Raw genomic sequence first — 12,033 nt, forward strand, 5'->3', positions numbered from 1 at the left:
AATGAAATGGATGACTTCCACATCACGCCGACTGAAAACGGATGGGCATTGAAGAAGCAAGGCGCGGAACGCGCGTCGAAGACGGCGGCCACCAAGGCCGAAATCGTAAAATTGGCCAGTGAGTTTCTCGAGGGCAAGACCGCCTCGTTGAAGATCCACAAGGAAGATGGCTCGATCCAGGAAGAGCGCACCTACCCTCGCAGCGCCGATCCCCGAAAAACCAAAGGCTAGGGTCGAACGCATTACTCATAGTGATGAAGATCAAATGTGGGAGCGGGCTTGCTCGCGAATGCGGTGGATCAGTCAATTAATTCGGCGACTGACACAACGCATTCGCGAGCAAGTCGAATCGTCGCACCGCCGCTCCCACAGTTTGATCTCCATACATCAGGTACACCTCAGAGTAGTGGGCTACAGCGCGCACCCTCACTGCTTCGCGTGTTTGGCCTGCACCTCAGGCATCGCCGAGGAGTGATGGTTGAGGATCTTCCACTGCCCACCCACCTGCTCGTAGACGAAGGTATAGCGGGCCTGCACATGGCGCACCTGGCCGTTGGCCTCGGTCAGGGTGAAGGTGTAGACGCCGCTGTCCATGGCCACGTTGCTGCCCAGTTGGCGGATCTCGCGGTAGTTGATCTGCCCCACCGGCTTGAGCGCCAGGAAGTGGTCGAAGTAGTCGCCGATCTGCTCGGGCGTGGTGCGCACCTGGTTGGACACGGTAGGCTGCAGCACCGCGCCGGGCGCATACAGGTCCACCACCGACTTGACGTTACCGGTCTGCAAGGCGCTGTTCCAACGGTCGAACAGGCCGGCAATCTCACGGTCTTTCACATTCGCCGGGGCCTGGGCCACTTCACGGTAGACATAGGGGCCCGTGTCGGCGGCCTGGACAAAGGGTACGCTCAAGGCAAACATCAGAGCGATTGCAGCGGGTTTGAATTGCATGGCGAAACTCCAGGGGTGGTTGGTGAGCCCACTTTGCCAAGCTGCCCCTCCCGTGCCATCGGCCAACTGGAGGCATTTGCCTATGCCATATGGCAGATAGCGCCCAGGGTGCCTGGCAGGGTCTAATAAGGGTCCTTGCGACCGGAACGTTCACCATGCACAACACGCCTCCAGATCCCGGCAGCGCCTTGGCCATGCGCGCGCATTTTCGTCAATCGCAAAGCCGCACGGCACGCCTGCGGCTCTTGGTGGATACGGGGCAGGAACTGGCCCAATTGCCGCCCCAGGCCATGCGCGAACGCGTGCTTGCCAGGGCTTGCGCGTTCCTCGCCATGGACCACGGCCTGCTGCAGGAATGGGATGCCGAGGGCTGCGCGAGTGTCACCGCGCGCCACGGCAGCCCCGCGCACATCGCCCGCCTGGCCGCCCTCGCCGACCGCGACCTGCGTACGCCACACTGGCACGCGCCGCCGCACAGCGTGCTGCAAGTGCCATTGCGCGGCAGTGATGGCCAGGCCTTTGGCGTGCTGGTGCTGGGCAATAGCGTCAGCCTGCGCGCGCCGGAGCATGAAGACAGCGAATCCCTGCAATTGCTCGCCACGCTGCTGGCCGCGCACCTGCAAAACCAGCGGCTGCTGACCACGCTCAAGGCCCGCGACCGCGCGCTGTCCGACCTGGTCAACCGCTTGCTTCGCGCCCAGGAAGATGAACGCAAACGCGTGGCTTACGACTTGCACGACGGCCTGGCGCAGACCCTCGCCGGCTTGCATCAACGGCTGCAAGGGTTCGCCGGCCGCTGCCCCACGCTGCCGGATGCCCTGGCCGCGGACCTGCAGGCGATTCTCAGCCTGGCCCAACACTCTGTGGGTGAAGGCCGGCAACTGATCGCGGGCCTGCGCCCCACGGTGCTCGACGATTTCGGCCTGTTCAAGGCCCTCGACAAAGAAGCTGATCGCCTGCGCGATGCCGGTATCCAGGTGCTGTGGCGCTCGCACTGTGCGGCACGGCTGCCCAGTTCGGTGGAGATCGCCGTGTTCAGGATCGGCCAGGAAGCGATCAATAACGTGCTCAAACATGCGCAGGCAAGCCAGGTAGAGCTGACCCTGGAACTGCGCGACGAGACGGCCATCCTGCAAGTCGATGACAACGGCAAGGGCTTCGCCCATGACCCGCACCGGGACGGGGCGGATCATGTGGGCCTTGCCACCATGCAGGAGCGCGCCAGCCTGCTGGGCGGGAATTTCAGTTGTACCAGCCTGGTCGGCGGCGGTACCCAGGTGCAGGCCAGCGTACCGGCCATTGTGAAGGCAGCCGAGCAATGAGCCCCGTGTTGCGCCTGGTCCTGGCCGACGACCATGAAGTCACGCGTACTGGTTTCGTCGCGCTGCTCGCCGGTCATCCGCAGTTCGAGGTGGTCGGGCAGGCACGTGACGGCCAGCACGCGGTGGACCTGTGCGAACAGCTGCTGCCGGATATCGTCATCCTTGATATCCGCATGCCGGTGCTCAATGGCCTGGGCGCCGCACGCCTGCTGCAGCAACGCCTGCCGGCGGTGAAAGTGGTGATGTTCACCATGGACGACAGCCCCGATCACCTGGAAGCGGCGATGAGCGCCGGGGCGGTCGGCTATTTGCTCAAGGACGCCAGCCGTGACGAGGTGATCCAGGCCCTGCAAACCGTGGCCGCCGGTGGCGAAGCGCTGGACACAGCGGTCAGTGCGCGCCTGTTGCGGCGCATGACCGAACGCCAGGCCAGCGGCGCGGCCCCCAGCGAACACCTCACCCCACGGGAGCGCCAGGTGCTTGGCCTGGTCGCCAACGGCATGAGCAACCGCGCCATCGGTGAACACCTGGGGATTACCACCGGCACGGCCAAAGCCCATGTGGAGCGGGTGATCGGCAAGCTCGGCGCGGCCGACCGCACCCAGGCCGCCGTGCGCGGCATCGCCCTGGGCCTGGTGGCGCAACCATGAAGCGGCGTTGGGCCGACCTGCCGCTGCGCGGCAAGGCGCTGGTGGTCATTTCATTGCCATTGGTGGTGCTGTTGCTGTCCCTGGTACTGATCTACACCACCGAACGCCAGACCGCGCGCGCCGAAGAAGATGTGCGCCGTGTGCTGCGCGTGCAAGGCGATATCCAGGCCGTGCACACCTTGCTCGCGGAAGCGGCGGCCAGTGTGCGCGGCTACTTGCTGACCCGCCGCGAAGACTTCCTGCCCAGTTACCGCAACGCCAGGCCGCAGATCGACGCCGCGCTGTTGCGGCTCGACCGCAACGTGCGCGATCAGCGGGTGCGTGAACAGCTCAACGCGATAAAGCCGCTGATCGACGCAAAGGCCGACGGGCTTGAAGAGATGCTCAACGACAGCCACGCCAGCGCGCAATCGATCAGCGCCATTCTGATCAGCAACAAACACATCCTCGATGCCTTGCGCCAACACATCAGCACCATGCTGACCCTGGAGGCTTCGTTGCTGGCCGAGCGCAGTACCGCAGCGTACGAGACCCGCCAACGCTTGTTGCTGTCCACCTGGCTGGCGGCGATCTGCGGGCTGTTCGGCGCCATTGTCGCGGTGCTGTTCCTGTCCAAGGGCATTGTCGCGCGGGTGCAGAATGTACAGCGCAATGCGCAACGCTTGGCGCTGGGCCAGCCCTTGCTTGCGCAGCCACCGGAACAGGATGAGATCGGCCAATTGGGCACCCGCCTGGTGGAGGCCGGGCTGCTGCTGGCCGAACGTGAGCGCGCGCTGCGTGACAACGAGGAACGCTTGCGGCTGATCATCGACGGAGTCAAGGACTACGGGATCTTCGCCCTCGACACCGCAGGCCATGTCACCAGTTGGAACAACGGTGCCGAACGCATCAAGGGCTACACCGAGCAGGAGATCATCGGCCAGCATTTCTCGCTGTTCTACCTGCCCGATGAATGCCCGCAGCACCCGGACATGGCCCTGCGCGAAGCCACCCGCAATGGCGACTACACCGAAGAGGGCTGGCGCTGCCGCAAGGACGGCACGCGCTTCTGGGCCAGCGTGGTGATCACCGCCCAGTACGACGGCACCGGGGCGCTGCGCGGTTTCTCAAAGATCACCCGCGACATTACCGACCGGCGCGCCGCCGAGATCGCCTTGCGCACCGCCCGCGAAGAAGCCGAGCGCGCCAGCCGCGCCAAAAGCGAGTTCCTGTCGCGCATGAGTCACGAGCTGCGTACACCGCTCAATTCGATCCTGGGCTTTGCGCAACTGTTGGAGATGGATGCGCTATTGGGGCAAAAGGCCCACGTCGGGCATATCCTGCGCGCCGGCCAGCATCTGCTGACGTTGATCAACGAAGTGCTGGACATCGCCAAGATCGAAGCGGGAAGCCTCGCGCTGAATATTGCGCCGATCCCGCTGGCGGGCGTGTTGCAAGAGGCGCTGACGCTGGTGTCGCCCATGGCCGCCGACGCGGGTATCCGTGTGCAGCCATTGCCGGTATTGGCGGCGGACACGGGTATCGTTGCCGACCGCCAACGCCTGACCCAGGTGCTGTTGAACCTGCTGTCCAATGCGATCAAATACAACCGGCGCGAAGGCCAGGTGAGCATCGAGGTCAGTATCAACGGGCCACGCATCGACGTGTCGGTGTGCGACACCGGCCACGGCATTGCGGCCGATCGCCTGGGGCAACTGTTCACGCCGTTCGAGCGCCTGGGCGCCGACCCGAATGTGGAAGGCAGCGGCCTTGGCTTGGCGCTGAGCAAAAGCCTGCTGGAAAACATGCACGGCCGCTTGACCGTGCACAGCCAGGCCGGTGTCGGCTCGCGCTTTACGCTGGAGCTGCCGTTCGTGCGCCTGCCGGGCTCCACGGCTCTCGCCGCGCCCGTCATCGACACCGCGTTGGCGCGCCCTGCTCCCGCCGTTCGCGCCTTCCTGGGCAAGGTACTGTGCATCGAAGACAACCTTTCCAGCCTGGCGCTGCTCGAAACCCTGCTGCAACGTCGGCCGGGCATAAAGCTGCTGTCGAGCATGCAAGGCCAACTGGGCCTGGACCTGGCCGCCCAGCATGGGCCGCAGTTGATCCTGCTGGATGTTTCGCTGCCGGACATCGACGGCGTGAAGGTGCTGCAACGCTTGCGCGACTCGCCGATCACCCGCCAAACCCCGGTGCTGATGATCACTGCTGACGCCAGCGACATTACTCGTCAAGCCTTGCAGGAAGCAGGCGCGACGGCGGTCCTGAGCAAACCCATCAATATCCCGGCGTTTCTTGCCCACCTCGACCAGTATTTCCCGGAGCCTGTGTGAACCTCGACCTGCGCATTCTGATCATCGACGACCAACGCCCGAACCTCGACCTGGTGGAGCAACTGCTGGCGCGCGAGGGGCTGACCAACGTGCTGAGCAGCACCGAGCCGCTGCGCACCCTGGAGCTGTTCAACAGTTTCGAACCGGACCTGGTGATTCTGGACTTGCACATGCCCGAGCTTGACGGCTTCGCGGTGCTGGAACAGCTCAACCGACGCATCCCCAACGGCGAATACCTGCCGATCCTGGTACTCACCGCCGACGCCACCCGCGAGACCCGCCTGCGCGCCCTGGCCCTCGGCGCGCGGGATTTCATCAGCAAGCCTTTGGATGCGCTGGAAACCATGTTGCGGGTCTGGAACCTGCTGGAAACCCGAGCGCTGTACACCACCTTGCGCCGGTTGGTGCCTGCGCAGCACATCCAACTGCTGCAACGGCGCGAAACGGCCGGCTGAAAGTAACCTGTCGGTCACAAACCGGATGAAAGGCCTAAAGTTGCGGGCGCTGGTGCGGATAACCCCTATGTTGTTTATATCCGCAACATCGTTCAGGGACCGAACTCATGACGCCGAGTCAATCCAGCCGTACCGCCCTTTCCGCCCCTCCGCGCTTTCTCTGGTTCGCTTTACTCCCGGTCGTCCCCGCCGTGGCGTGGATACTCGTGCAATCCGCCAGCCCCGCCAATCTCGCCGTCTGCGTGCTGCTGGTGCTGGTCGGCCTCGGGGCATGCGCCTTGAATACGCGGGCCCAACGTCAGGCGGTGCTGCACGCCCTGGTGCTGGAAGACCCTTCGATTGCCCAGGCCAGGCAAACCAGCCTGGATTCACGGGCACAGCTCGATGAAGTATTGCTCGGTGCCATGCCGATCTGGGCCAAGCACGTGGAAAGCTCGCGCCAGCTGACCGAAGACGCCATTGTGAGCTTGGCCAACCGCTTCACCGGGATTTCCGCGCGGCTGCAAGACACCGTACACGCCTCGCAGCAAGCCGCCGGCGAGCTGGATGGCCAGGCGGCCGACGGGGCGCTCAAGGTGTTGGCCCGCAGCGACAGCGAGTTGAGCCAGGTGATCGACTCCCTCAAGGCCACTCAATCGAGCCGTGACCAGACCCTGTCCCAAGTGCGCGGCCTTACCGCCTACACCGGTGAGCTGCGTACCATGGCGGCCGATGTGGCGGCCATCGCGGCGCAAACCAACTTGCTCGCCCTCAATGCGGCCATCGAGGCGGCGCGGGCCGGAGAAGCCGGTCGCGGGTTCGCGGTAGTGGCCGATGCGGTGCGCAGCCTGTCGAGCAAGTCCAGCGAGACCGGCCAGCAGATGTCCGCCAAGGTCGACATCATCAATAACGCGATTACCCAACTGGTGCAAGCGGCTTCCAGCAGCGCCGACCAGGACAGCCACTCGGTGGCCGCCTCCGAGCAAAGCATCCAGTCGGTGCTCGAGCGTTTTCAGAACATTACCGGTCACCTGGCCGAGTCCGCCGACCTGCTCAAGCAGGAAAGCTACGGGATTCGCGACGAGATGACCGAGGTGCTGGTCAACCTGCAGTTCCAGGACCGCGTCAGCCAGATCCTCAGTCACGTGCGCGACAACATGCACGCCCTGCATGAACACCTGCAGCAGGCCAGCCAGTCACCGGATGCACCGGTGGCCATCGATGCCCGGCAGTGGCTGGCACGCATGGAGTCCACCTACGCCACCGACGAGCAGCGCCGCACCCACCATGGCGAAGCGGCAGCGCAACAGAATTCTCAAGACATCACTTTCTTTTAGGGAGCCCCTCATGGCGAAGAATGTATTAGTGGTCGACGACTCCAGCAGCGTTCGGCAAGTAGTGGGTATTGCCTTGAAAAGCGCCGGTTACGACGTGATCGAGGCCAGCGATGGCAGGGACGCCCTGAACAAGCTCACCGGGCAGAAGGTGCACCTGATCATCAGCGACGTGAACATGCCGAACATGGACGGCATCACCTTCGTCAAGGAGGTCAAGAAGCTGGCCAACTACAAGTTCACCCCGATCATCATGCTGACCACCGAGTCCCAGGAATCGAAGAAAGCCGAAGGCCAGGCCGCCGGTGCCAAGGCCTGGGTGGTCAAGCCGTTCCAGCCAGCGCAGATGCTGGCGGCGGTGTCCAAGCTGATCCTGCCCTGATTGCGGCCGAGGAGTTTTCCATGCCGGTCACCCGCGAAACACTCGACGACACCGCCCACGTCGGCATCGACGGCGAACTGACCATCTATACGGTGGCCGAGCTGGCCGCCGCGCTGCTGCCACACATCGGCGCGGCGCCGCGCCTGCAGCTGGACCTGTCCCAGGTCACGGAAATGGACGGTGCCGGCCTGCAACTGCTGGCGGTCATCCAGCGCGAAGCGGGCAATACCGGCACGGCCTTGAGCCTGGCCGGCCAGAGCCAGGCGGTCGCGCAAGCTTTGCAATTGTGTCGCAACGGTGCCTTTTAGCCCGCGTCACAGCCCGTTCAACGATCGACAAGGAAGGTCCAGGTGAGCATCAATCTCGATCAGGCACAACAGACATTTATCGTCGAGGCGCGCGAACTGCTGCAGGCCATGGAGCAATCCCTGCTGCAACTGGAGAGCGAACCCGGCGATGAAGATGCCATCGGCGCGATATTTCGCGCCGCGCACACCATCAAGGGCTCCGCCGGGCTGTTCGGCCTGGCGCCGATCGTGGGCTTCACCCATATCGTCGAAGACGTGCTCGACCGTCTGCGCGACGGCAGTGTGGCGGTGGACGCCGCCTTGATCGCGCTGCTGCTCAAGTGCGGCGACCACATGCTCGAACTGGTCGATGTAGTCGCCAGCCGCGGTGAGGCCCTGACACCCGCCGCGCTGGAACGCGGTGAAGCGTTGCGCGAGGCGCTGAGTGCCTACCAACCGATGCACACCGCCACCGCCAATGTCGAAATTGCCGTGGTGGATGACGACACGCCGGGCGAAGTGCTCTGGCATATTTCCCTGCGCTTCGGCGTGGACGTCTTTCGCAACGGCATGGACCCGCTGTCCTTCCTGCGTTACCTCGACACCCTGGGCACGCTGTTGCAGGTCACCACCTTGACCGACGGCATTCCCGCCGTGGACAGCTGGGACCCGGAAAGCTGCTACCTGGGGTTCGAGATCGACCTGCGCTCGTCGGCCAGCCACGCCACCCTCAACGAAGTGTTCGACTTTGTGCGTGACGACTGTGAAGTGCTCATCAGCGCCGTCGACGAAGCCTGCGACAGCACTGCCGGCCCCGCGACCGAGCTGGTCGCCCACCCCGAATACGCCCCGCCCGCGCCGCAACGCGTGGCCGCGACCAGTGAGAAGCCTCGGGACGGCAACTACGTGAGGGTCAATGCCGACAAGCTCGACGAGCTGATCAACCTGGTCGGTGAGCTGGTCATCGCCAGCGCCGGTGCGAGCCTGCTGGCGCGGTCGTGCAACAACGACCCGCTGCAGGAAGCCACCTCCACCGTATCGGGGCTGGTGGAAGAGATCCTCGATGGCGCGCTGCACCTGCGCATGATCCCCATCGGCGACACGTTCAACCGCTTTCGCCGCGTGGTGCGTGATGTCAGCCAGGAACTGGGCAAGGACATCGACCTGATCATCAGCGGCGCCGAGACCGAACTGGACAAGACCGTGGTGGAGAAAATCGGCGACCCGCTGATGCACCTGCTGCGCAACGCCATGGACCACGGCATCGAAAACGCCGAGGCACGGCTGGCCGCCGGCAAGTCGGCCAAGGGGCACCTGAGCCTGAATGCCTACCACGACTCAGGCAGCATCGTCATCGAGATCGCCGATGACGGCGCCGGGCTCAACCGCGAACGTATCCTGGAAAAAGCCCAGGAACGCGGGCTGGTCGCCAGCGGCGCGGTGCTCACCGACCAGGAAATCTACAACCTGATTTTCGAAGCCGGTTTCTCCACGGCCGAGACGGTGACTAACCTCTCCGGGCGCGGCGTCGGCATGGATGTGGTCAAGCGCAATATCACCCTGTTGCGCGGCACCGTCGACCTCGACAGCCGCCCAGGCCAGGGCACCGTGGTGCGCATTCGCCTGCCGCTGACCCTGGCGATCATCAATGGCTTCCTGGTAGGCGTCGACCAGTCCACCTACGTTATTCCACTGGACATGGTCCAGGAATGCATCGAGCTGGATGAGCGCCAGCGCCAGTCAAGCCGTAACCAGGGCTACCTGGACCTGCGCGGCGAAGTGCTGCCACTGGTGCACCTGCGTGACCACTTCAGCCACGAAGGCCTGGCGGCCCGCCGCCAGAATGTGGTGGTGGTGCGCTACGCCGAGCACAAGGCCGGGCTGGTGGTGGATGACCTGCTCGGCGAGTTCCAGACCGTGATCAAACCCTTGGGCAAGCTGTTCGGCGCGCTGCGCGGCATCAGCGGCTCGACCATCCTGGGCAGCGGCGCGGTGGCGTTGATTCTAGATGTCCCCGCCCTGCTCAACCAAATCGTACAACTGGAAGCCCGTACGCCCCAGGCGCCTCAGGTGCCCTCGGTCGTCGTTCGCTGATGTATTTGCAATTCCACGGAGGTTGCCCCCAATGAAATGGTTCTACGATTTAAAGATTTCCACCAAGTTGATCAGCTCGTTCCTGGTGGTCCTGGCCCTTACGGCGGGCATGGGCGTCTTCGCCATCCTGCAGCTTGGCGCCGTCAACCACGCAGCCCAGGACATCAGGGGCAACTGGATGCCGTCGATGCGCGCGGCGGCCGGCATGCGTTTTTTTGCCGCCAACTATCGTTTGAAGGAAAACCGCAACATCAGCACCGAGGTCGCCGAGGAAAAAGCCCAGGCCGAGCGCGAAGCCGTCGAGGCCCGCCAGCAGTTCGAAACCCGGCTGACCACCTACGAGCAGCTGCTGACGAACGACGAAGACCGTCAACTCCTGGCCAGCGTGAAGAGCACCTGGAGCGCTTATCTGGCGTCCAGCCAGCAACTGTTCGAGCTGTCCCGCCAAAATCAGGAAGCCCAGGCGCGCGGCGTGCTGCGCGGCGACTCCAAGGTGCATTTCGATGAGCTGACCAGCCGCCTGCAAAAAATGGTCGAACTCAACGACGCCGGCGCCACCGTGGCCGGTGACAAGGGTTCGGCGCTGTATGAAAGCTCTCGTCTGTTGATCATCGTGGTGCTGGGCGCGGCGCTGCTGATCGGCCTGGGCCTGGCACTGTTCATTGCGCGGATCATTTCCCGCCCGCTGCGACTGGCCGCGACCGCCGCCGAGCAATTGGCCGAAGGCAACCTCAACACCCCTATCGCGCCAGGCTCGAAGGACGAAACCGGCATGGTGCTCAATGCCATGCGCAATATGGTCGGCAAACTGGCGCTGATCATCGGCGAAGTACGCAACGCCGCCGACAACCTGGCCAGCGCCTCGGAGCAAGTCAGCGCCACCGCGCAGTCGATGAGCCAGGCCACCAGTGAGCAGGCCGCCAGCGTCGAGGAAACCAGCGCGTCGGTGGAGCAGATGAGCGCCAGCATCAACCAGAACACCGAGAACGCCAAGGTCACCGATGGCATGGCCAGCAAGGCCGCCAAGGAAGCCACCGACGGCGGCGAGTCGGTGCAGCAGACCGTGGTGGCGATGAAGAAAATCGCCCAGCGCATCAGCATCATCGATGACATTGCCTACCAGACCAACCTGCTCGCGCTCAACGCCGCGATCGAGGCGGCACGGGCCGGCGAGCACGGCAAAGGCTTCGCCGTGGTGGCCGCCGAAGTGCGCAAACTGGCGGAGCGCAGCCAGGTCGCCGCGCAGGAAATCGGCGAGTTGTCGTCCAGCAGCGTGGACATGGCCGAGAAAGCCGGCAAGTTGCTCGACGAAATGGTGCCGTCCATCAACAAGACCTCCGACCTGGTGCAGGAAATCAGCGCCGCGTCCGAGGAACAGGCCGCCGGTGTCGCGCAGATCAACACAGCCATGACCCAGCTCAACCAAGTGACCCAGCAGAACGCCTCCAGCAGCGAGGAGCTGGCCGCCACCGCCGAAGAAATGAGCAGCCAGGCCGAGCAACTGCAACAAGCGATGAGCTTCTTCGTACTCGATTCCGCTCCCAGGGCCGCGGTTAACAGCAGCAACCTGGAGAACCCGGGCAGCAAGCCAAACCGCCAACCACCGCGCCCGGCACCGCAGCCGGCGCGCAAGGCGTTCGCCTACAACATGGCCAGCGCGCCGGACGAATCGGAATTCACCCGTTTCTGATGTTGAACATCAATGCGGGCTTACAGGGAGAATGACATGGGTGCACTGATGACTACCCGGCATACCGCGGTGGCGGCCGATGAGGATGCGCAATACCTGACCTTCATGCTCGGGGGCGAGATGTTCGCCATCGGCATCCTGGGCATCAAGGAAATTATCGAATACGGCAGCCTGACCGTGGTGCCGATGATGCCTGCGTTCGTGCGCGGCGTGATCAACCTGCGCGGCGCCGTGGTACCGGTGGTGGACCTCTCGGCGCGTTTCGGCCGGGCGAACTCGCCGATTACCCGGCGCTCCTGCGTGATCATCATCGAAGCGAGCAGCGAAGACAGCCGGCCCCAGGACATCGGGCTGTTGGTGGACACGGTTTCGGCCGTGCAGGAGATCCCGGCGACACAGATCGAGCCCCCGCCCAACTTCGGCGCGCGGATTCGCGCCGACTTCATCGGTGGGATGGCCAAGGTCGACGGCAAGTTCGTGATCGTGCTGGAGGTGGCCAAAGTGCTGTCCATCGATGAAATGTCCAGCCTGGCCGACAGCGCCCAGGCGCCGACACTCGACCTCGACCCACGTTGAGGCCCGA

At 64.1% G+C, this 12,033-nt stretch carries 12 protein-coding genes; 11 read left to right on the forward strand and 1 reads right to left on the reverse strand.

What is annotated here, in order from left to right:
• Nucleotides 1-6: 6 nt before the first annotated feature.
• Nucleotides 7-231: a DUF2188 domain-containing protein gene (locus H0Z09_RS08455; protein WP_186689591.1), complete on the forward strand. Its 225-nt coding sequence runs from the start codon at nucleotides 7-9 to the stop codon at nucleotides 229-231.
• Nucleotides 232-426: 195 nt separating this feature from the next.
• Here the strand turns inward: H0Z09_RS08455 and H0Z09_RS08460 are convergent, their stop codons facing one another.
• Nucleotides 427-945 carry an SgcJ/EcaC family oxidoreductase gene (locus H0Z09_RS08460; protein WP_186689600.1) on the reverse strand — a complete coding sequence of 173 codons (519 nt, stop codon included), beginning with the start codon at nucleotides 943-945 and terminating at the stop codon, nucleotides 427-429.
• Between the two features lie 155 nt (nucleotides 946-1,100).
• Here H0Z09_RS08460 and H0Z09_RS08465 point away from each other — a divergent pair, with 155 nt between their 5' ends.
• The 10 genes from H0Z09_RS08465 (at nucleotide 1,101) to H0Z09_RS08510 (ending at nucleotide 12,026) form a co-directional block, all read left to right on the forward strand.
• A complete protein-coding gene (locus H0Z09_RS08465) occupies nucleotides 1,101-2,267 on the forward strand; it encodes a sensor histidine kinase (protein WP_186689602.1) in 1,167 nt (388 codons plus the stop codon).
• Nucleotides 2,264-2,917, forward strand: coding sequence for a response regulator transcription factor (locus H0Z09_RS08470; RefSeq protein ID WP_076952280.1), 654 nt, complete (start codon nucleotides 2,264-2,266; stop codon nucleotides 2,915-2,917). Before H0Z09_RS08465 ends, H0Z09_RS08470 begins: the two co-directional genes overlap by 4 nt.
• The gene (locus H0Z09_RS08475; protein WP_186689604.1) at nucleotides 2,914-5,229 is read left to right on the forward strand and encodes an ATP-binding protein; all 2,316 of its coding nucleotides are present in this window, start codon (nucleotides 2,914-2,916) and stop codon (nucleotides 5,227-5,229) included. The genes H0Z09_RS08470 and H0Z09_RS08475 overlap by 4 nt, the downstream gene beginning before the upstream one ends.
• On the forward strand, nucleotides 5,226-5,684 hold the full coding sequence (locus H0Z09_RS08480) for a response regulator (protein ID WP_186689606.1): 459 nt from the start codon (nucleotides 5,226-5,228) through the stop codon (nucleotides 5,682-5,684). The genes H0Z09_RS08475 and H0Z09_RS08480 overlap by 4 nt, the downstream gene beginning before the upstream one ends.
• Nucleotides 5,685-5,791: 107 nt before the next feature.
• Complete coding sequence (locus H0Z09_RS08485) at nucleotides 5,792-7,000, forward strand: methyl-accepting chemotaxis protein (protein ID WP_186689608.1); 1,209 nt, start codon at nucleotides 5,792-5,794, stop codon at nucleotides 6,998-7,000.
• A gap of 10 nt (nucleotides 7,001-7,010) precedes the next feature.
• Nucleotides 7,011-7,379 (forward strand): response regulator, encoded by a 369-nt coding sequence (locus H0Z09_RS08490; protein ID WP_076952285.1) that lies wholly within the window; start codon nucleotides 7,011-7,013, stop codon nucleotides 7,377-7,379.
• A 20-nt stretch (nucleotides 7,380-7,399) separates the two neighbouring features.
• A complete protein-coding gene (locus H0Z09_RS08495) occupies nucleotides 7,400-7,687 on the forward strand; it encodes an STAS domain-containing protein (protein WP_186689610.1) in 288 nt (95 codons plus the stop codon).
• 42 nt (nucleotides 7,688-7,729) lie between these two features.
• On the forward strand, nucleotides 7,730-9,760 hold the full coding sequence (locus tag H0Z09_RS08500; RefSeq protein ID WP_186689612.1) for a chemotaxis protein CheW: 2,031 nt from the start codon (nucleotides 7,730-7,732) through the stop codon (nucleotides 9,758-9,760).
• Nucleotides 9,761-9,791: 31 nt separating this feature from the next.
• The gene (locus tag H0Z09_RS08505; protein WP_186689614.1) at nucleotides 9,792-11,450 is read left to right on the forward strand and encodes a methyl-accepting chemotaxis protein; all 1,659 of its coding nucleotides are present in this window, start codon (nucleotides 9,792-9,794) and stop codon (nucleotides 11,448-11,450) included.
• A gap of 36 nt (nucleotides 11,451-11,486) precedes the next feature.
• Nucleotides 11,487-12,026: a chemotaxis protein CheW gene (locus H0Z09_RS08510; protein WP_186689616.1), complete on the forward strand. Its 540-nt coding sequence runs from the start codon at nucleotides 11,487-11,489 to the stop codon at nucleotides 12,024-12,026.
• Nucleotides 12,027-12,033: the final 7 nt, after the last annotated feature.

Source organism: Pseudomonas sp. SWRI18, assembly GCF_014268345.1.
GTDB classification, from domain to species: Bacteria; Pseudomonadota; Gammaproteobacteria; order Pseudomonadales; family Pseudomonadaceae; genus Aquipseudomonas; species Aquipseudomonas cedrina.